Source organism: Priestia sp. AB, assembly GCF_028369225.1.
GTDB classification, from domain to species: domain Bacteria; phylum Bacillota; class Bacilli; order Bacillales; family Bacillaceae_H; genus Priestia; species Priestia megaterium.
Genome location: NZ_JAQMYN010000001.1, coordinates 759,689 through 779,328, shown reverse-complemented (window position 1 = coordinate 779,328; position 19,640 = coordinate 759,689). Strand labels below are relative to the sequence as shown.

Annotated in this window: 19 protein-coding genes; all 19 read right to left on the bottom strand. The window is 39.1% G+C overall.

Annotation, left to right across the window (positions count from 1 at the left end):
• Positions 1-114: 114 nt before the first annotated feature.
• The 19 genes from POF52_RS03980 to yfmF all read right to left on the bottom strand — a co-directional run bounded on the left by POF52_RS03980 (position 115) and on the right by yfmF (position 19,493).
• Entirely contained in the window at positions 115-660 is a 546-nt protein-coding gene (locus POF52_RS03980; protein WP_013058796.1) for an outer spore coat protein CotE, read from the bottom strand.
• A 225-nt stretch (positions 661-885) separates the two neighbouring features.
• Positions 886-1,317 (bottom strand): RicAFT regulatory complex protein RicA family protein, encoded by a 432-nt coding sequence (locus tag POF52_RS03975; protein ID WP_013058797.1) that lies wholly within the window; start codon positions 1,315-1,317, stop codon positions 886-888.
• Position 1,318: 1 nt separating this feature from the next.
• Complete coding sequence (miaB, locus tag POF52_RS03970) at positions 1,319-2,848, bottom strand: tRNA (N6-isopentenyl adenosine(37)-C2)-methylthiotransferase MiaB (RefSeq protein ID WP_013084741.1); 1,530 nt, start codon at positions 2,846-2,848, stop codon at positions 1,319-1,321.
• A 555-nt stretch (positions 2,849-3,403) separates the two neighbouring features.
• Entirely contained in the window at positions 3,404-4,270 is an 867-nt protein-coding gene (locus POF52_RS03965; RefSeq protein ID WP_013058799.1) for a 2-oxoacid:ferredoxin oxidoreductase subunit beta, read from the bottom strand.
• Positions 4,257-6,014: a 2-oxoacid:acceptor oxidoreductase subunit alpha gene (locus tag POF52_RS03960; RefSeq protein WP_013058800.1), complete on the bottom strand. Its 1,758-nt coding sequence runs from the start codon at positions 6,012-6,014 to the stop codon at positions 4,257-4,259. The genes POF52_RS03965 and POF52_RS03960 overlap by 14 nt, the downstream gene beginning before the upstream one ends.
• Before the next feature lie 17 nt (positions 6,015-6,031).
• Positions 6,032-6,208, bottom strand: a complete 177-nt coding sequence (locus POF52_RS03955; protein ID WP_155660653.1) for a hypothetical protein — start codon at positions 6,206-6,208, stop codon at positions 6,032-6,034.
• Positions 6,209-6,392: 184 nt separating this feature from the next.
• Positions 6,393-7,310: a dipeptidase gene (locus POF52_RS03950; protein ID WP_176583343.1), complete on the bottom strand. Its 918-nt coding sequence runs from the start codon at positions 7,308-7,310 to the stop codon at positions 6,393-6,395.
• A gap of 75 nt (positions 7,311-7,385) precedes the next feature.
• Entirely contained in the window at positions 7,386-7,646 is a 261-nt protein-coding gene (gene spoVS / locus POF52_RS03945) for a stage V sporulation protein SpoVS (protein WP_003181955.1), read from the bottom strand.
• A gap of 223 nt (positions 7,647-7,869) precedes the next feature.
• On the bottom strand, positions 7,870-8,667 hold the full coding sequence (locus POF52_RS03940) for a TIGR00282 family metallophosphoesterase (protein WP_028411380.1): 798 nt from the start codon (positions 8,665-8,667) through the stop codon (positions 7,870-7,872).
• A gap of 81 nt (positions 8,668-8,748) precedes the next feature.
• On the bottom strand, positions 8,749-10,308 hold the full coding sequence (gene rny / locus POF52_RS03935; RefSeq protein ID WP_013058803.1) for a ribonuclease Y: 1,560 nt from the start codon (positions 10,306-10,308) through the stop codon (positions 8,749-8,751).
• A 280-nt stretch (positions 10,309-10,588) separates the two neighbouring features.
• Positions 10,589-11,626, bottom strand: a complete 1,038-nt coding sequence (recA, locus tag POF52_RS03930; RefSeq protein WP_013058804.1) for a recombinase RecA — start codon at positions 11,624-11,626, stop codon at positions 10,589-10,591.
• Positions 11,627-11,825: 199 nt separating this feature from the next.
• On the bottom strand, positions 11,826-13,067 hold the full coding sequence (locus tag POF52_RS03925) for a competence/damage-inducible protein A (protein WP_016765362.1): 1,242 nt from the start codon (positions 13,065-13,067) through the stop codon (positions 11,826-11,828).
• A 16-nt stretch (positions 13,068-13,083) separates the two neighbouring features.
• The gene (gene pgsA, locus POF52_RS03920; RefSeq protein WP_013058806.1) at positions 13,084-13,668 is read right to left on the bottom strand and encodes a CDP-diacylglycerol--glycerol-3-phosphate 3-phosphatidyltransferase; all 585 of its coding nucleotides are present in this window, start codon (positions 13,666-13,668) and stop codon (positions 13,084-13,086) included.
• A 144-nt stretch (positions 13,669-13,812) separates the two neighbouring features.
• Entirely contained in the window at positions 13,813-14,796 is a 984-nt protein-coding gene (locus tag POF52_RS03915; protein ID WP_271989861.1) for a helix-turn-helix domain-containing protein, read from the bottom strand.
• Between the two features lie 12 nt (positions 14,797-14,808).
• Positions 14,809-15,600: a DUF3388 domain-containing protein gene (locus POF52_RS03910; protein ID WP_013058808.1), complete on the bottom strand. Its 792-nt coding sequence runs from the start codon at positions 15,598-15,600 to the stop codon at positions 14,809-14,811.
• 212 nt (positions 15,601-15,812) lie between these two features.
• Positions 15,813-16,073: a DUF3243 domain-containing protein gene (locus tag POF52_RS03905; protein ID WP_013058809.1), complete on the bottom strand. Its 261-nt coding sequence runs from the start codon at positions 16,071-16,073 to the stop codon at positions 15,813-15,815.
• Positions 16,074-16,138: 65 nt separating this feature from the next.
• Complete coding sequence (gene ymfI, locus POF52_RS03900) at positions 16,139-16,864, bottom strand: elongation factor P 5-aminopentanone reductase (RefSeq protein ID WP_176583344.1); 726 nt, start codon at positions 16,862-16,864, stop codon at positions 16,139-16,141.
• A 63-nt stretch (positions 16,865-16,927) separates the two neighbouring features.
• The gene (gene yfmH / locus POF52_RS03895) at positions 16,928-18,211 is read right to left on the bottom strand and encodes an EF-P 5-aminopentanol modification-associated protein YfmH (RefSeq protein ID WP_176583345.1); all 1,284 of its coding nucleotides are present in this window, start codon (positions 18,209-18,211) and stop codon (positions 16,928-16,930) included.
• Positions 18,198-19,493, bottom strand: coding sequence for an EF-P 5-aminopentanol modification-associated protein YfmF (gene yfmF, locus POF52_RS03890; RefSeq protein ID WP_271989852.1), 1,296 nt, complete (start codon positions 19,491-19,493; stop codon positions 18,198-18,200). Before yfmF ends, yfmH begins: the two co-directional genes overlap by 14 nt.
• Positions 19,494-19,640 lie beyond the last annotated feature (147 nt).

The following is a 19,640-nucleotide window of genomic DNA, read 5'->3' as shown; positions in this document are numbered from 1 at the left end:
TCTTTAGATTTACTATACACTGCGCATTCGACAAAAAGCAATATATTTTTTTATTTTTATAAGAATTTTCTTAAAATAGTAAAAATAAAAAAACTAGGAAGAACTTCTTCCTAGTTACTCATCGTCCCCTAATATAAAATCAGGATCCAAATCTTCAAATTCATCGTCATCTACGTCTAAATCAAACTCGTCTTCATCATCGCAGCCTTTCGGATTTACTGCAACACAAACCTTTGTTTCACCAATGACTTCCGCCAACAATTCTCTCTCTACTTGAACAATCGTTTTATTGCCATTTGGTGAAATTGTGCACTCTAGGCAATTTGGCTGCTGCAGCACGCGAACAATTACTTCGTAATCGTCTCCAATCGAATCTTCATCTTTATAGCGCAGCTTAATATTATCTTTGTATGATACGGTTTCCGTCCAAACTTCGGTTTTTGTATTATTATTGTACGAATACCAAATATTAATATCATATCTGCCGTCAACTTCTACATTGCTGCCGCTTTTCTTTGCTTTGTACTCATGGTTAATCACCCAGCACCCTAAGATGCTTGTTGGTCGATTTTTCGGTGCAAGCGTATGAGACGATTGTGTAAACTTGCGACCTTTACCTACGACTGCTTTTGTAATAATTTCTCTATAGTGTTGTGACATGTGAGCATACCCTCCTCAAACTATCTTCATTTCATCCTATGCAGGCTCATTCACTTGTTTGCACATTATTTTTAAGAAACTAGGTTTAAGGCATAAAAAACCTATGTTCCATTGTATGCAAGGATATAGAAAAACGTGACAATTATTAGAGAGAAAATCTGCCCAATTTTTATGCCACGGGATGCACAAAAAAATGCCTCAGCAAATTGCTGAGGCATTTTTTCTTTATGAGCAGCTAGATCCAGGGCTGTTTCGCACCTGTGAACCTGTTTCACCGCGCAGTAAGTCACCATCTGTTGACACAATAATTTCATCCGTTACTGTGTTTGAAATAGTGTTAGCAACAAGTTGAAGCAAATCATTCACGTTTATTTGAGACTCTTGAAACTGCTGAATAATCGGCAGTTCATCCAACTCTTCCTGTAAACGATCGATTTTTGCCTCCACTTGTTTTAACGCTTCTGTTTTACCATAATGTTGGAAATTAACAGCTTGTTTTTGCAAACTTTTAATGCTTGCAATGGTTTCACGCACTTTTTGATTTTCGTTAAGCTGAGCTTCGGCACGCTTGAAGAAATCTACTTCTTCCGTTTCAGCAATCATTTTTGCCAGCTCTTGAGCACGTTTAATTACGTCACTCTTGTTATACTGCGCCATATTACTTCACCTCTGCTGTTTCTTCTACCATTTCCCCGTTTAATGTCCATGTTTTGGCTTTTGTAACTTTTACTTTTACAAGTTGCCCAATCACTGACTTAGGTGCTTTGAAGTTTACAAGCTTACTTTTTTCCGTGTAGCCTGCTAATACTTCCGGATTATTTTTACTTTCACCTTCTACTAATACTTCGACAACTTTACCTTCATATTCCTTCAATTTCTTTGCAGAAATTTCATTTACAAGAGCATTTAAGCGCTGAAGACGCTCTTTTTTCACTTCCATTGGTACGTTGTCTTGCATCTTAGCAGCTGGCGTACCTTCACGAGGTGAATAAATAAATGTATAAGCACTATCGAATTCAACCTCACGATATAGCGACATTGTTTCTTCAAACTGCTCATCCGTTTCATTTGGGAAACCAACAATAATATCAGTTGTTAATGATGCTGTTGGAATGGCTTCTTTAATTTTACGAACAAGCTCTAAATAATGTTCACGAGAATATTTTCGTGCCATAATTTTTAAGATATCGCTGCTTCCTGATTGAACAGGCAAGTGAATGTGGTCGACAAGATTTCCACCTTTAGCAAGAACTTCAATTAAACGGTCATCAAAGTCACGAGGATGACTTGTTGTAAAACGGATACGAGCAACGTCAATTTTACGGATTTCGTCCATTAAGTCGCCTAGGCCGTACGTTATGTCTTCAAAATCTTTTCCGTATGCATTAACGTTTTGACCTAAAAGCGTAATTTCTTTGTAGCCTTGAGCAGCTAAGTGACGTACTTCTTGGATAATGTCTTCTGGACGGCGGCTTCGTTCTTTTCCTCGCGTATATGGAACGATACAGTACGTACAGAACTTGTCACAGCCGTACATGATGTTAACCCATGCTTTGACGCTGCCTTTACGTGCTCTTGGAAGGTTTTCAATAACGTCCCCTTCTTTAGACCATACTTCAATCACCATTTCTTTTGCTAAGTATGCTTCGTTTAAAATGTGAGGCAAACGGTGAATGTTGTGTGTACCAAAAATCATATCCACGTGCTGATGTTTTTGTAAAATTTTATTTACAACTGACTCTTCTTGAGACATACACCCGCAGACGCCGATTAATAGCTCAGGACGCTCGCGCTTTAAGGCCTTCAAGTGTCCTAATTCACCAAACACTTTATTCTCCGCATTTTCACGGATCGCACACGTATTCAATAAAATAACATGAGCATCTTCAACAGAGTCAGTTGGCTCGTAGCCAAGGCCTAGAAAAATACCAGCCATTACTTCTGTATCGTGCTCATTCATTTGACAGCCGTACGTACGGATATAAAACTTACGTCCCTGTCCCATTCCATGAAACTGTTCATCGATTGCAAAATCATTGTGATAGGAAACTTCTTCTTTTCCTCGTTTTTTCGCATCTTTTAAAGAAGGTGGCATGTATACTGTTTGAAAATATTTGCTGTAATCCTTTTCGGATTTTTTGTCCGCTGGATTAACTTGGTTGCTTTCTAAACGTTGTTTTTCGTTCATAAAAAAATCTCCTTTCACCATGACAATTGTCACGTTGCACCTGTAAATCGCAAAAAAATGTGACAGCCTTATGCTTATGCATAAAACTCATCACATTAACATAGTATATAACTTTCAAGTAGCGAACACAATCATATACCTATTTTCTATACCTGTTTCGTTAAAATTCCATTCGGCTTTCGAAACATTTCTTAAATCACAAGAAGAGATTGATACATAACTAAATTATTCTATTTTAGAGATGAACAAACGGGATAAAAGAGCTCATAGAAATTCGCTTATTACACCGCTGTTGATTTCTGTGCAAAACTTCGCTTTCGGCGAGCGGTCGATGAGCCTCCTCGTCGCTTCCGCTCCCGCGGGTTCTCACCTATTTCGCTTTTCTCGAAGGAGCCTTCTCCTAGCTCTCCAATTAACAGCTAGAAACCACTCACTACATGAAACCTACGTTCGCTATCACTATGAAAAAATCCGAACGAGTTGGATTCTCCATCAAGAATCTCAGTTCACCGTTCGGATCTTCTCTCTACTAAACTGCTTTTATTGCAGCCTCTTTTACATAAATTCAGCTACTAGCTCATCAAACTTTTCCTCAGTCATACCTAAGTCTGCTTTTGACAGCGGCTCTTCACTATAACCGTGAACAAGCTGCTGATACGACGGCTGATGCGCATTTTGATAAATAAGTCCTGTTACTAAGCCGTTATGCTCCATTAACGTCTGCATAGCTTGCATACGATTGTTTGCATCATAACCTTCAATTGTGCTAAGACTAGTTAGGTTTTCTTTAAACCAATCATACGTGTTCACTTTGTTATACGTTACGCACGGGCTAAATACGTTAATTAAAGAAAAACCTTTATGCTGGATGCCTTGTTCAATTAAGCTTGTTAACTCTTTTAAATTCGTTGAAAAGCTTTGAGCCACAAACGTTGCTCCAGAAGTTAACGCAAGCTCCATGACAGATAAAGACGACTCAATTGATCCTTCAGGCGTACTTTTTGTCTTGAATCCTACTTCACTACGAGGAGATGTTTGTCCTTTTGTTAAACCATAGATTTGGTTATCCATTACGATATACGTCACATCGATGTTTCGGCGAATCGCGTGTACCGTGTGTCCCATACCGATAGCAAACCCATCTCCATCGCCGCCAGATGCGATAACGGTTAAGTCACGATTAGCCATTTTTACACCTTGAGCGATTGGAAGCGCACGTCCGTGAATACCGTGAAAACCATATGAATTAATATAACCAGAGATACGTCCAGAACATCCAATACCTGAAATAACAGCAAGCTCATGAGGTTCTAAACCTACGTTAGCAGATGCGCGTTGAATGGCTGCTTGTACGGAGAAATCTCCACACCCCGGACACCAGTTAGGTTTTACACTGTTACGAAAATCTTTAAACGTTGCCATTTAACACAAACATCTCCTTACTTTTTGCGTATACTTCTTGCGGAAGAAATGGATTTCCATCATACTTCAATACGCTTTGAATTTTATCATGACTTGCAATATTCATTTTTAAAATATTAGCAAGCTGTCCAGTAGCATTGTTTTCAACGACGACTACTTTTTTAGCTCCTTGCACGTAAGGAAGCAGTTCGTCAGCTGGGAAAGGATGAATTAAACGAATGTGAGCGTGATTTACTTTTATACCATCCTGTTCCAAACGTTCCATTGCCTCTTCAATAACTCCACGCGTCGAATTAAATCCAACAAATAAAATATCAGACTCTTTTTCATGAGAGTGAACATGAATTGGCGTATTAAAACGAATTCCTTTTGTTTTACGAAGACGCTTATTCATTTGATCATCGCGGTTCACCGGAGATTCAGATGGCTTTCCTGTCTCATCATGTTCTACTCCCGTTACGTGATGAATTCCATGCTTCATTCCTGGAATGACGCGTGGTGATACGCCGTCTTCTGTTACGCGGTAGCGCTTGTAGTACTGTTTTTCTTCCAGCTCTTCTAGCTCTCCTTGCTGAAGCTTACCGCGGCGGATTTCAACGCGGTTATAGTCAAGCGGTTCTACTGATTGCTTCCCAAGTGAAAGCTGTAAATCCGTTAGCATAATAACTGGACACTGATATTCTTCTGCTAAGTTAAACGCTTCAATCGTATCGTAGAATGCTTCTTCAACCGTACTTGGCGCCATGACGATCTTCGGAATTTCACCGTGCGTACCGTAAATCATAGCCATTAAATCAGACTGTTCTTGCTTAGTTGGAAGCCCTGTACTTGGACCGCCGCGCTGCGTATCGATAATCACAACAGGCTGCTCAGTGATGCCCGCTAATCCAATCGACTCCATCATTAAGGATAAACCTGGTCCAGCTGATGCTGTCAGCGCACGTACACCTGCATAGTTAGCTCCGATAGCCATCGTACATGCTGCGATTTCATCTTCTGTTTGAATAACGGTTCCACCAAATTGAGGAAGCTTTTTAATTAAGTATTCCATGATTTCTGAAGCAGGGGTAATTGGATATGCTGGCATAAAACGAGCCCCACCGGCTAAAGCACCTAGCGCAATCGCATCGTTTCCAATCATAAACATACGTTTTTTACCATCCGCTGGATCTAGTTTCATTGTTTCTAATTGTTCGCCTAGCTGTTCACGAATGTAATCTGCACCTTTTTTAATAGCTTCCATGTTTTTTTGTACAACTTTTTGGCCCTTTTTACCGAAGATTTCAAGTACTACTTCTTCAAATACTTCTGTGTCAATATGAAGCACAGCACTTGAAGCGCCTACAGCAACCATGTTCTTCATTAGCGACGTTCCTAATTCCGTTGCAATTTCCGTAAACGGAACAGCATATAGCGTAGCAGTTGTACATGTTTCGGGCAGACTTGGGTTGAATTTCGCATCTGCAATTACAACGCCTCCTACGCGCAGCTCATGGACGTTTACATCGATCGTTTCCTGATCGAACGCAACTAAAATATCCAAATCATCTGACACAGATCGAACTTGAGTTGTACTCACTCGAATCTTATTATTTGTATGTCCACCTTTGATACGAGAAGAAAAATGACGATAGCCGTATAAGTAATAACCTAATCGATTTAAAGCGGTTGAAAAAATTTCTCCCGTACTTTCGATTCCCTCACCCTGCTGTCCGCCAACTTTCCATGAAAGTTGCTGTACCATAAATCAACGCCACTCCTTTAATTGCTCATAATATAGAAATCTATTTTATTGATAAAAACTGAAAAAAGTAAATTAGCAAACGATTTCATTTGCTTCTGCATTTCACCAACCAAAATCATCTGCAAAACTCCCACAGCACCTTGCCGCTGTGCAGGATACGTTTCTGCTTGAGCAGCTCCATAATCCGTTTTCAATTTTATTCCGATTGCCAGAAAAATGCAACCCTTTCCATTGAATTCTCAATCGTTTTAATGATATTTATATTTAATGAATAAGATGAAGTTTTTTAATGATCTTTTCTGCCTTCACATGAGGCATTAGTATATAAATAACTTCTATAAAAAAGAGCTTTTCCAAGAAGAAAAAGCTCTTTTTTTATTAGCTGCATACACGATCAGCAAAGTTTTGAAACAGAAAACGTTTTACCTGCTCCTCAGTGTAATGCTTAAGGAGTTCTTCGATTAAATTCGTATAGTGTTCATATCTTCCGAGACGATGAACCGTTTTGTCAATGCCGTCAAAGTCAGAGCCAAAACCAACGGAGTATTCGCCTCCTCTTTCACACATGTAATCAAGATGACGGATCACATCCGCTATTTGCGCTTTGGCAGAACTCGTTAAAAATTCAGGCACAAACGTAATGCCAATCACGCCGTTTCGCTTTATTAAAGCATGAATTTGATCGTCTCTTAAATTCCGCGGGTGAGAACACAATACGTGTGAATTGGAATGAGTAGCCACTACATATTGTGCTAGCTCAATCACATCCCAAAAACCTCTTACCGATAAATGAGATACATCCGTCCACACTTTATGTTCATTATTCAATTCAACAACTTCTCTTCCAAAAGAAGATAGCCCTGCGCCTCGAGGTTCTAAAATACCGTCACACACGGCATTGCTATAATTCCATGTCAAACCTACTGAACGTACACCCAGTAAAAAAAGCGTCTTTAAGCGAACTAAACTTGTATCAATGGCATCGCACCCTTCAAGCGTCAGCATTGCTCCTATTTCACCTTTTTTCAAGCTATCTATATCGCGTTTTGAACGAACCCATTTCACACCGGGAAGCGACAAAATATGACTCTGAAACAGCTGTATCATTTCTAACGCAACATCAAAGCGCTGAGCTGCCGGAACCGCTTCTGGAATATAAATAGCGAATAGCTGAACTTTCCCATTTGCTTTTTTTATTCCTTCTAACGTCACATGCAGCGCTGAATCATATGTAAAAGATAAACGTTTATTTAACCAGAGCTTCATCAATACATCACAATGAGCATCAAATATCACAACCCACACCCCTTTAACTCTATACAAAAAGGACCTGTTTGGCTTCTATGCTTTACAGGTCCGTGGTTTTTATAATTATCGCGGCTCTACAATTAATTTAATGGCTGTTCGCTCTTCTCCATCAATTTGAATATCTGTAAAAGCTGGGATGCAGATTAAATCAACCCCACTTGGTGCAACGAACCCTCTTGCGATTGCTACAGCTTTTACTGCTTGGTTAAGCGCCCCGGCCCCAATGGCTTGAATTTCTGCTGCGCCGCGTTCGCGCAGCACGCCTGCTAAGGCACCAGCAACTGAATTTGGATTAGACTTTGCTGAAACTTTTAATATTTCCATATCTAGCTCCTCCTTATTCTTTACAATGTATGATGAGAGATCATTAGACCAATGACTTAATTGATTTCAATGTTACTATATTCACGATATGTCAAACGTATTCCTGCTTGTTTTTCCTAAATATTCAAAAACTTATATTTCTACACCTTTCTTTTTTCTTTTTACGTTTTTGACAAAATAAAAAAGCCAACGTATCGTCTTTCGACACATTGACTTTTTCCCTTTATTCAAAAAACGGATGGTCTTCGTTAATTAAAATTCGCTCTGTTTTTGTTGCTTTCCCCGTCTTTTGATCAATATCGATAACGATTCCACTAAGCTGCGTTCTTCCTTCTTTCGGCACTTCAAATCGAACAGGAAGAGACGTTAAAAAACGCTTAATAACAGCTTCGCGCTCCATCCCTAAAATGCCGTCATATGGTCCCGTCATTCCTACGTCAGAGATGTAGGCTGTTCCTTTTGGCAATATACGATTGTCAGCTGTTTGAACATGCGTATGAGTGCCGACAACAGCGCTGACACGACCGTCCACATACCAGCTAATCGCTTGCTTTTCACTTGTTGTTTCAGCATGAAAATCAATAAAAATGAGCGGAGTGCGCTGACGTGCTTCTTCAATCAGTTCATCCGCTTTTTGAAATGGACAATCAAGCGGAGCCATAAACGTGCGCCCTTGTAAATTAATCACGGCTACCTCAAGCTGATTGTACGTAAAATACGTAATTCCCTTGCCGGGTGTACCTTCAGGAAAATTAGCTGGACGAACAAGATTTTTTGCATCGTCAATAAAATCAAAAATTTCACGTTTGTCCCACGCGTGGTTACCAAGGGTAATAATATTAGCCCCTGCTTGTAAGAACTGACGATAAATCTTTTCAGTAATGCCTTTTCCTGAAGCTGCATTTTCTCCATTCACAATTGTAAGTCCCGGAGAGTATTTTCTTTTTAATCTTGGTAAATATTCTTCAACCATTTCACGGCCTGGAGAACCAACTACGTCTCCAATAAATAAAATTCTCATGTAAAAGCTCCTATACTTCATTCTTAATCTGCATCTTCATCTCTACGAAAAAAAATAAAGTGGCGAAACGCCACTTCATTTTTATTTTGCATACTCTACTGCTCTTGTTTCACGAATAACGGTTACTTTGATGTGGCCAGGATAATCCAGCTCATCTTCAATTCGTTTTCGGATATCTCGAGCAAGTCGATGCGCTTCTAGATCACCAATCGTATCTGGTTTCACCATAATACGAACTTCACGCCCTGCTTGAATCGCAAATGATTTTTCAACGCCTTCATAAGACTCTGAAATTTCTTCTAACTTTTCAAGACGACGAATGTAGTTTTCTAATGTCTCACTGCGAGCACCTGGTCTTGCAGCAGATAATGCATCCGCTGCTGCAACTAGTACAGCAATGATTGATGTTGGTTCTGTATCTCCATGGTGAGAAGCAATCGCGTTAATAACAACCGGATGTTCTTTATACTTTGTAGCTAATTCAACACCGATTTCTACGTGACTTCCTTCTACCTCATGATCAATTGCTTTACCAATATCATGTAACAATCCTGCTCGTTTGGCTAACGTTTCATCTTCACCTAATTCAGCAGCCATAAGTCCTGATAAATGCGCTACTTCCATTGAATGTTTCAGCACATTTTGACCATAGCTTGTTCTGAATTTTAAGCGACCAAGAATTTTCATCAAGTCTGGGTGCAACCCGTGAACACCGACTTCAAACGTCGTTTGTTCACCAACTTCACGAATATATTCGTCCACTTCACGGCGAGATTTTTCAACCATTTCTTCAATACGCGCGGGATGGATACGACCATCTTGAACGAGTTTATCAAGTGCAATTCTTGCTGTCTCACGACGAATTGGGTCAAATCCTGATAAAATAACTGCTTCTGGCGTATCATCAATAATAAGATCAATTCCTGTCAAAGTTTCAAGCGTACGGATGTTTCGACCTTCTCGACCGATAATTCGGCCTTTCATTTCGTCATTTGGCAAGTTAACAACTGAGACAGTCGTTTCAGCAACATGATCTGCTGCGCAACGCTGAATAGCAAGTGAAAGAATTTCTTTCGCCTTTTTATCGGCGTCTTCTTTTGCACGGTTTTCTGTTTCTTTTACCATTATTGCAATGTCGTGGGAAAGTTCATTTTCAACACGATCTAAAATAATCGCTCTTGCATCTTCTCTTGTTAAGCTTGAAATGCGCTCTAGCTCTGTTTGCTGTGCACGTACTACTTCTTCAACTTTGCTTTCCATCTCTTCAATATGCTGTTGTTTAACAGTAAGAGAATCATCTTTCTTTTCAAGTAACGCTTCACGTTTATCAAGTGATTCGTCTTTACGATCAAGATTTTCCTCTTTTTGCATTAATCGATTTTCTTGTTTTTGAAGTTCTGCTCGACGATCACGAATATCTTGTTCTGCCTCTGTACGAAGCTGATGGATTTCATCCTTCGCTTCTAGTAAAGCTTCTTTTTTCAAAGCTTCCGCCTCGCGGGTTCCTTCATCAATAATTTGTTCTGCACTAGACTTTGCTCCCGCAATTTTAGCTTCAGCAATCGATTTACAAACAAAAAAGCCAACAACTGCACCGACGATTAGGCCAAGCAAAGCGAAGATGATTGTATTAGTATCCATCATTTCACCTCCCCTTGCTATAAACTTGTAAGTTTTAAATTTCATGTCGGCATGTACATCGTATTCACCTTTCAATATACACACAAAGGCTTTTAAACGCTAAAATGTTTTAAAAAGGGAAAATATACATCTTAATTGTAAATCTGTGCATTTTTATTGTCAAGCCTGCCTCTACAGTATATATTGAAATTTCGTATGTTACTTTTCTAGCATTAACAATTTTTACAAAAAAAAGACCCCTTCTTTGAAATAGAGGAGTCTTTTTTTATCTCGCAGCAAATTAAATATTTAAATCGCCTTGATCGTCATCCTCAGGAGCTGGCTCTCCATCTTGGTCTAAACCATGATGTTCACGCACTTGTCCCGCAATTTCCTGACGAATATCAGTATTTTCTTTTAAAAATTGTTTTGCATTTTCACGACCTTGACCTAGACGCTCGTCATTATATGAATACCAAGATCCACTTTTTTGAACAATATCTAGTTCAGAAGCGATATCCAAAATTTCACCCTCTTTTGAAATACCTTCTCCGTACATAATATCTACTTCAGCAGCACGGAAAGGCGGAGCTACTTTGTTTTTCACAACTTTAATTCTTGTTTTGTTACCTACAATATCGTTTCCTTGCTTTAACTGCTCTGCACGACGCACTTCTAGACGCACTGAAGAATAGAATTTAAGCGCACGTCCACCAGGAGTTGTTTCAGGATTACCAAACATAACGCCGACTTTTTCACGAATTTGGTTAATAAAGATAGCGATTGTTTTAGACTTATTGATAGCTCCAGATAGTTTACGCAATGCTTGAGACATTAAACGAGCTTGTAGACCCACGTGAGAGTCTCCCATTTCTCCTTCAATTTCCGCTTTTGGCACTAATGCTGCTACTGAGTCAACAACGATAATATCTACTGCACCGCTTCGAACTAAAGCTTCAGCGATTTCTAAAGCTTGTTCTCCCGTATCAGGCTGAGATAATAATAGCTCATCAATATTCACACCTAATTTTTGAGCATATACAGGATCTAACGCGTGCTCCGCATCGATAAATGCAGCCTGTCCGCCCTGCTGTTGAACTTCTGCAATCGCATGAAGAGCAACTGTTGTTTTACCTGAGCTTTCTGGACCATATACTTCAACTACACGTCCACGTGGATATCCACCTACACCTAAGGCTATATCTAACGCTAATGAACCACTTGGAATTGTAGAAATTCTTTTTTCCGTTTGTTCACCTAATTTCATAATTGAACCTTTACCAAATTGCTTTTCAATTTGTTTTAAAGCCATATCAAGGGCTGCTTGACGATCGTTCACTCAATTTCCTCCTCTATCTCTTTGAAATCATCTATAAACTGCAAACTTACTACGATGTAGTAGCAATGTCGAATTAACAACTTTCTATAACTTACTATACTAGTTTTTGAGTCGTTTGACAAGCAAAAAGCGAATAAATGTTCGTTTATTATTTTATAAAAAAAAGGCTGTTTTGGAAAAACCAAACAGCCTTTTTTCTTTATTTCTTTATCATCTTTAATACGTAATGACAGCCATAATTAACCGTTCGTGAACGAATCCCCTGGCGGCTTCCAGATAGCTGCAGGCTGTAAACTTGAGGAGCTTGATCTTTATAGGCTACCCCTATATATACTGTTCCTACAGGATGTCCTTCTTGTTTGGAGGGTCCAGCTACACCCGTAAACCCGATGCCAATATCCGTTTTGCATAACTGTTGAATACGCTGAGCCATTTCAGCCGCGCACTGCTCGCTAACGGCTCCGTACTGATTCAGCGTGTGTTCGCTCACTCCGAGAATATTTTGCTTAATTTCATAATGATAGGCGACCAGGCTGCCTTTTACAGCTTCTCCAGCACCTGAAACAGATGTTAAACGTTCGCTGAATAAACCGCCGGTTAAACTTTCGGCTGAAGCAATCGTTAATCCTTGTGCCGTTAATTCTTTTACCAATTCATTATGTAAAGAAGTTGCTTCGTATCCATATAAATACTCGCCTACGCGCTCTGAAATGGTTTTTTCCACTTCGTCTAACATGCGCTGTGCTTCAGCAGCATCAGCGTGCTTAGCAGTTAAGCGAAGCGTCACTTCTCCATCTCCTGCTAGCGGCGCGATCGTCGGGTTGGTTTGCGCATCAAGCAAATCTTCAATTTCCGTCTCAAGCTGTGATTCCCCTATTCCGAAAAAGCGAAGAACGCGTGATTCAATACTTTCTTTTAATTCAAGCTTTTGAGCTAAAAATTCTTGACCATACGATTCATACATTGGATAAAGCTCTTTTGGAGGCCCGGGGAATAGCATATAGTGTTTTCCCTCTACCGTAAGCCCCATACCTGGAGCCATTCCGTAATCGTTAGGGAGCACTGCCGAACCTTCTAGCACAATTGCCTGTTTTTTATTGTTAGGTGTCATGATACGATTTGACTGTTTGAAATAGGCTTCAATGCTTTCAAGTGCTTCTGCATTTGTTGTCAGCTCTACTCCTAGCACACTCGCAATTGTTTCTTTTGTTAAATCATCTTTTGTAGGACCAAGCCCGCCTGTGAAAATAATTAACTCTGCACGCGTTTGAGCTGTAGCAATCACTTCTTTTAAGCGCTGTGCATTATCTCCTACTACCGTATGATAGTAAACATTAATTCCAAGTTCGGCTAATTTTTTCGATAAATACTGAGCGTTTGTATTGGCTATTTGTCCAAGCAGCAGCTCAGAGCCGACTCCAATAATTTCAGCGTTCATCATATCATCTCCATCTTACTTATTTTGAATTAACAAAAGCCTGTTTGTTTTTAGCAAAGTAGTCCCAGCCTGAAATAACCGTAAAAATCACTGAGATCCAAAGCATTACGCTAGCAAATGGAATGGAAACCCATTCAAAAGGCAAGTTATACAACAGAATAGCTGAAATAGCTAAAATTTGAGTCCATGTTTTAATTTTACCTAACATATTTGCTGCTACAACTTCCCCTTCCCCTGCTAGTACAAGTCTTAAACCTGTGATAGCAAATTCACGGCTAATAATGATGATAGCAGCCCATCCTGCACCTGCAATTAAATCTAAGTCAACAATAGCTACAAGCGCAGCTGAAACCAATAGCTTGTCTGCTAGTGGATCTAAAAATTTGCCCAAGTTCGTTACTAAATCGTACTTTCGAGCATAGTATCCGTCTATCCAGTCTGTTGTAGATGCAATAATAAATAATGCTGCCCCTAATAGGTGAGCGATCGGAATCTCTTTTCCTGCCGCCTCTACTGTGCCAAATGGTAGCGGCACCATCATAAAAATGAGGAATACGGGAATTAGAAAAATCCGCGAAATGGTAATCTTGTTTGGTAAATTCACTTCTTCTGCCTCCAATTACTGTTACAAACTGAAAGCGTGCAAACGAAGTTGTTTGCACGGCTTTGGTTTTATTATAGCGTGAATGAGTGATTAATTCACATATTATCTTTATTTACACCCTGATCACTTTTTAAAACAGGGTGTTTACTGTGCTTCTGCCGGCTGATATTGAATTGTTACAACTTGTCGAACTTGCTTGGATGAATCAAACGGCAAGTCAACCGCTTTTCCATTTACTTTTAACTCTACCCCAGGTGAATAACCGATGTTGACACGAGCTTCAGTTTCTTTCGTCAAATCAAATTCTTTTGTTTCACCTTTTTTTAGAATGGAGCTAAAGAAAGCATTTCCTTTTCCATTTTTCACATCTAACCAAGTATCTGCTTGAGTGGATGTTACTTCTAGATTAAATGCATCTGTACCGGAAAGAGCATACGTAGCACTTCTGCCTGTTTTTTGAACTTCCTTGTATTCTTGTTTACCGCTGTCTTTCTTTTCTTTTTCAGCTTTTTCTTTCTCAGCTTTTTCTTTTGCGGCTTTTTCTTTTTCAGTTTTTTCTTTTTCTTGTTCTTTCTTATCAGCAGCACTTTGTTCATCTTCTGAGTTGCTATTGTCATTTTTTGCAGTAGTTTCATTCGTTTCTTCCTGCGTATTAGACTGCTGAACTTCGCTGTTTGGAGCTTCTTGGTTAGCCTGCTCCTTGTTTTTATCCGAGACGATATTTTGAGCGATTACCCAAATAATAATCCCAACAACTACAACTCCCGCCACCACTAGAACAGTTGGAAGGTAGTCATATGCTTTTGAAACTCCTTTTGTATGCTGAGGAATTTCTTTGCGGCTGCGAACGCGCGAAAGCTGCTGCGGCATGTCTTCTGTTTGAGTTGAAGGAATGTCTGATTTGTATTCTTCAAAAATAGCATCTGTGTCCAACCCAATTGCTTCGCAGTATTGCTTAATAAACGCTCGTACGTAAAATTTCCCCGGCATAACCTCATAATTGCCTTCTTCAATGCCAAGTAAATAGCGTTTTTGAATTTTCGTTAGTTTTTGTAAATCCTCTAACGACAATCCTTTGCTTTCTCGTTCTTGTCTTAACCTTTGTCCTAACTCTGTCAATGCTAACACCTACCAATTATGCTAAAAATCAAACATCGATAATCCACCGTCTTGAAACATTTGAGGACCTTCCATTATTTCATATGTAATTTTCTCATTGGGGTCGTTTCTTATTTCAATAATGTAGGCAAAATCATCTAACGAATACTCGGTATTTTGTACAAATACATCCGGATGCTCCACAATTTTTGTCGCGGGTACATTCATTACTTCTCGTACAAGCTGCCAGTGCTTTTCATTCGCTCGTTTTGTCGATACAATCCCGTCAATAATAAAAATATTATCGGCGTTGTATTCGTCAGCAATAAGCTGACTGCGAATCGTTTGTTTTAAGAGTGTAGAAGACACAAAAAGCCACCTTTTGTTCGCACATACGCTAGCTGCTACAATGGATTCGGTTTTGCCTACTCGCGGCATACCTCGAATGCCGATAAGCTTATGACCGTCTTGTTTAAACAGTTCCGCCATAAAATCTACGAGCAAACCTAATTCATCTCTTACGAAACGGAACGTCTTTTTATCATCTGCGTCCCGCTGAATATAGCGACCGTGACGCACTGCTAACTTATCACGCAATTTAGGCGGTCTCATTTTTGTCACAATGATATTATCCATTGTTTTCAAAATAGATTCAAGCCTGTCTATTTGCTCATGTGAATCACAGCGCAGCAATAATCCACGGCGAATATCATCCACTCCATTAATTGTGACAATATTAATTGACAACATTCCAAGAAGCGATGAAATATCACCTAAAAGACCCGGACGATTTTTTTGTATTTGATATTCTAAATACCACTCAATTTTCTCCATCAAACCCCTCCCATTTCTTGGCTGGCCTTCGAGAGGTGCCCCCTTTTTTTCACCTAGTTTAACTATAAATGATTTCCATTATATTATAAACCCTAAAGACAAGTAGTTCTACATTTGTTATGTATGTAAGCGCTTATTTATTTGTACTATTTATTTCTAAGAAAAAAGGAGCTCTCACACGCGGTGAATTAGCTCCTTTTAGAAACGATAACTTATTTTACTGATCCGTTATTTTGAACTAATTTCACCATGCTGCTCGCAATCGCATGCTGCTCTTCTTTAGAAGCAACGCTCCAAAGGTCTGCTAAAATTCGCTCTTGATCATTTTTTGCATCAACTTGGTTTGCTAAATATCCACCAATTTGATAAGCAAGATCATGAATAACTTCTTCTTGCATTCCTTCGTTTTGCGCATGATGTAAACGGTCGCCTAAAAAATCTTTCCAGCTATCCCAGTTTTCTAATACTGACATGAGTAGCCCTCCTTAAGGTTTATTCATATCATAGTTTGTACCTTGTTTTTGATTTTATGCACATTTTATATGTACCAGCCGCCATTAACCGATAATATTTGTCCCGTTATGTAGGAAGCTCGTGAAGATATTAAATATGAAACCGCCTCTGCCACTTCTTTTGGATATCCTATTCTTCCTAAAGGGATCTCTTCAGCCAGCTCTTTGACCTCTTCTTTTGAATAGCTGGCCATCATATCCGTTTCAATCGCTCCGGGCGCAACTCCATTTACTCGAACCCCACTTAGTGCAACCTCTTTTGCCAAAGCTTTTACAAATGTATTTTGTGCACCTTTTACCATTGAATAAAGGACTTCAAATGAAGCTCCTGTAAGTCCCCAAATGGAAGAAATCATGATGATTTGTCCGCTTTTAGCACTAATCATTTTAGGTAATAAAGCTTTGGTAATAACAAAGGGAGCCGTGATGTGAAGATAGATCATTTCTTCAGTTTCTTTTGCCGGAGTATCTGTCATTAACCCGCTAATGCTTCGTCCGCTGTTATGAATAATAACTTCTACCGGAACAATAATTTCCTCTAAAAACTTCTCCACTCCCTCTTTACATGATAAATCCGCTTGTACCGTAAACACGGTTTTTACCTTTTCAGCAAGCTCATGTGCAAGCGCCTCTATTCTGTCTCTTCGTTGATGGTAATGCAAAATAAGCGAATATCCATCCTCAGCCAATTGCTTAGCAATCGCTGTGCCAATTCCTCCGCTTGCACCTGTCACAAGGGCAAATTTCTCCATAACCTTCTCTCCTTTACATGCAAAAAAGCTGATGAACATCAGCTTTTTTGGCAACAATCATCTTTATTTAGGTACTACTTCACAAACCGTAAAGTTCTTTTCATCAATAATCTCGTTTAGCACATCTTTTATTTCGTTCACCTTCAGTTTTTCCAGCGTTTCAACAATATCAAATAAATTCATATCATTAAATGCATAGCGTGTAAACTGATTAGCGATAAACTCAGGTGAGTTTAATGAACGTAAAAATCCGCCGATTTTCTTTTTACGGATACGCTCAAGCTCCTCTTCTGTTAGTGATTTTGTTTTCATTTCAAGTAAAATTTGTTTAACTCGATCATACAGCTGCTCCGGTTGGTCCGTATCTCCTCCGATAAGAGCAAAACCAAATCCTCTTTCCTCCGTATAATCATAAGCAAATGTTTCATCAATGAGCCCGTCTGCATATAACTCCTCATAGTACGAAGAGCTTTTTCCAAATGCGTAATCTAAAATAATATTCATTGCTAACTCATATTTAAGCATTTCTCCACCTGAACGCTGCGGATTTTTCGCTTTTAGACCCACCATACATTTAGAAGACTGCACCGGCATTTTTAGTACTTGTTTTTCTTGATCCACCGTTTCAGGCTCGTCGTCAAAATGACGCTGTATGTCAGAGATTTCTTTATAATCTTTTTTCTGCTGATTGTCTCGAACTTGCTTCATTACTTTTTCCGCATCAACAGGACCTACAATGAACAACAGCATGTTGCTTGGATGGTAGAACGTTTCATAGCATGTATACAGCAAATCTTTATTAATATGTGAAATCGATTCGATCGTGCCGGCAATATCAATTTTAACAGGGTGGTTTTTATACATATTTTGAATGGTACCAAAATACAAGCGCCAGTCCGGATTGTCGTCATACATTGTAATTTCTTGACCGATAATGCCTTTTTCTTTTTCGACCGTTTTTTCTGAGAAGTACGGCTCTTGTACAAAGTCCACTAATGTTTCAAGGTTTTCTTCAAAATTTGACGTACAGCTGAATAAGTAAGCTGTGCGGGTAAAAGAAGTAAATGCATTGGCCGAAGCGCCTTGTTTACTAAACTGCTGAAAGACATCCCCGTCTTCTTTTTCAAATAATTTATGCTCTAAAAAGTGTGCGATTCCGTCCGGAACTTTTGTCATTTCATTTTCATTTAGTGGTACGAATTGATTGTCAATCGATCCGTAGTTCGTTGTAAAGGTAGCAAACGTTTTGTTAAACTCCGGCTTTGGCAAAATATATACCTGTAGCCCGTTATCCATTTTTTCATGATACAGCTGTTCCTGAAGCTGCGAAAATTCAATTTTCTCCATTTTCTTCACCGCCCGTTCCTGTTAAGAAATAAATTGTATCCATTTCAATTTTCTCAGCCACTTTAATAATTTCCTGCTTAGATACCGCATCAATATGCTTTAAGTATTCGTCAATTGAAATGTCTTTGCCTGTTAATTCATTATGATACATAACCTCTACTAGTCCTCGTGGAGTATCTACCGTTTCAAGCAGCTGATTGTGAATGACGGCTTTTGTTTGAGCGATTTCGCCGTCTGTGAACGACCCTTGCTTCATCTCCTGCATTTGTTCTTTAATAATGGTCACGGCTTGGTCGTAATTTTTAGCATCAATACCCGACATGACCATCAGTAATCCCTTATGACTTTCTACCCTTGAAGCGGCATAATAGGCTAAGCTTGCTTTTTCACGCACATTGATAAATAGCTTAGAATGTGAGAAACCTCCGAATATACCGTTAAATACTTGCAGAGCAAAATACTGTCTATCTCCGTATACAACATTTGTGCGGTAGCCAATATTTAATTTCCCTTGTTTTACTTCTTGTTTTTCCACTACTTCATTTACTTTTGAGATATCTTTAGACGTAATAGAATCTTCAATGTCTTTTTGCTCGCGCTTTGGTAACGTAAATGTTTCTTTTACTGTTTGTAAAACCTCTTCGACTTGCAAATCTCCAATAGCATAAAGGTGAATGGCATCTTCTTTTAACACCTGCTGATAATAGGCGTACAAACTTTCACCTGTAATTTCTTCCACGTCGTCAATTTGACCGTTTACATGTAAAGAGTAAGGTTCTTCTTTACACATTTCTTCGACTAGTCTTAAATTGGCATAGCGCATTTTATCATCAAATACGGCTTGAATTCTCTGACGAATCGAACGCTTTTCTTTTGTCATAATATCCTTTAAAAAAGAGTCCCCTTCAACTGCTGGCTTTAATAAAATATCGCCAAGAAGCGCTAACGCTTTTTGCAAAAGCGGAGTTGAATCTTTCAAATATTTTTCATTCGCTATATCAATGCGAATCGTAATATCGTGGTTATCACCTTTTTTTGTTAAGTCTACTTGTAAAGTAGCACCATAAAGCTCATCTAAATATGTACGAAGCTTTGTCGTAGACGGCAGCGACTCGGTAGCGCTTTGAAGCACATAAGGTAAAAGGGCACGCATTGTCACCGTTTTCTTATCTAAAGGGGCATTTAATTTTAAAATGAACGTGTTTGTTTTGTACTTAGCTGTTTGAATGGTATGAACAGTCAATCCTTCTAGTTCATGTTTTTGTTCAGTCAATAATTTCATATATAAACCTCCTTTTAAATTTTGATGTATTAACTAGACAATACTTCTATTTTGAATCTTTAACGCTAATTTTAGTCTTATAACCACTATATCGAATTCAAGGAAACATTTTCAAGTAACTTGCCGCACGCTTCCTCATTTCTTTTC

Coding starts and splice junctions, on each gene's coding strand:
- rny (WP_013058803.1), bottom strand. CDS start 10,308: ATGGATACTAATACAATCATCTTCGCTTTGCTTGGCCTAATCGTCGGT.
- miaB (WP_013084741.1), bottom strand. CDS start 2,848: ATGAACGAAAAACAACGTTTAGAAAGCAACCAAGTTAATCCAGCGGAC.
- POF52_RS03925 (WP_016765362.1), bottom strand. CDS start 13,067: ATGATGAACGCTGAAATTATTGGAGTCGGCTCTGAGCTGCTGCTTGGA.
- POF52_RS03940 (WP_028411380.1), bottom strand. CDS start 8,667: ATGAGAATTTTATTTATTGGAGACGTAGTTGGTTCTCCAGGCCGTGAA.
- POF52_RS03910 (WP_013058808.1), bottom strand. CDS start 15,600: ATGGAGAAAATTGAGTGGTATTTAGAATATCAAATACAAAAAAATCGT.
- spoVS (WP_003181955.1), bottom strand. CDS start 7,646: ATGGAAATATTAAAAGTTTCAGCAAAGTCTAATCCAAATTCAGTTGCT.
- yfmH (WP_176583345.1), bottom strand. CDS start 18,211: ATGGAGAAAATTGAATTTTCGCAGCTTCAGGAACAGCTGTATCATGAA.
- POF52_RS03975 (WP_013058797.1), bottom strand. CDS start 1,317: ATGGCGCAGTATAACAAGAGTGACGTAATTAAACGTGCTCAAGAGCTG.
- POF52_RS03960 (WP_013058800.1), bottom strand. CDS start 6,014: ATGGTACAGCAACTTTCATGGAAAGTTGGCGGACAGCAGGGTGAGGGA.
- ymfI (WP_176583344.1), bottom strand. CDS start 16,864: ATGGAGAAATTTGCCCTTGTGACAGGTGCAAGCGGAGGAATTGGCACA.
- yfmF (WP_271989852.1), bottom strand. CDS start 19,493: ATGAAATTATTGACTGAACAAAAACATGAACTAGAAGGATTGACTGTT.
- POF52_RS03905 (WP_013058809.1), bottom strand. CDS start 16,073: ATGTCAGTATTAGAAAACTGGGATAGCTGGAAAGATTTTTTAGGCGAC.
- POF52_RS03965 (WP_013058799.1), bottom strand. CDS start 4,270: ATGGCAACGTTTAAAGATTTTCGTAACAGTGTAAAACCTAACTGGTGT.
- POF52_RS03980 (WP_013058796.1), bottom strand. CDS start 660: ATGTCACAACACTATAGAGAAATTATTACAAAAGCAGTCGTAGGTAAA.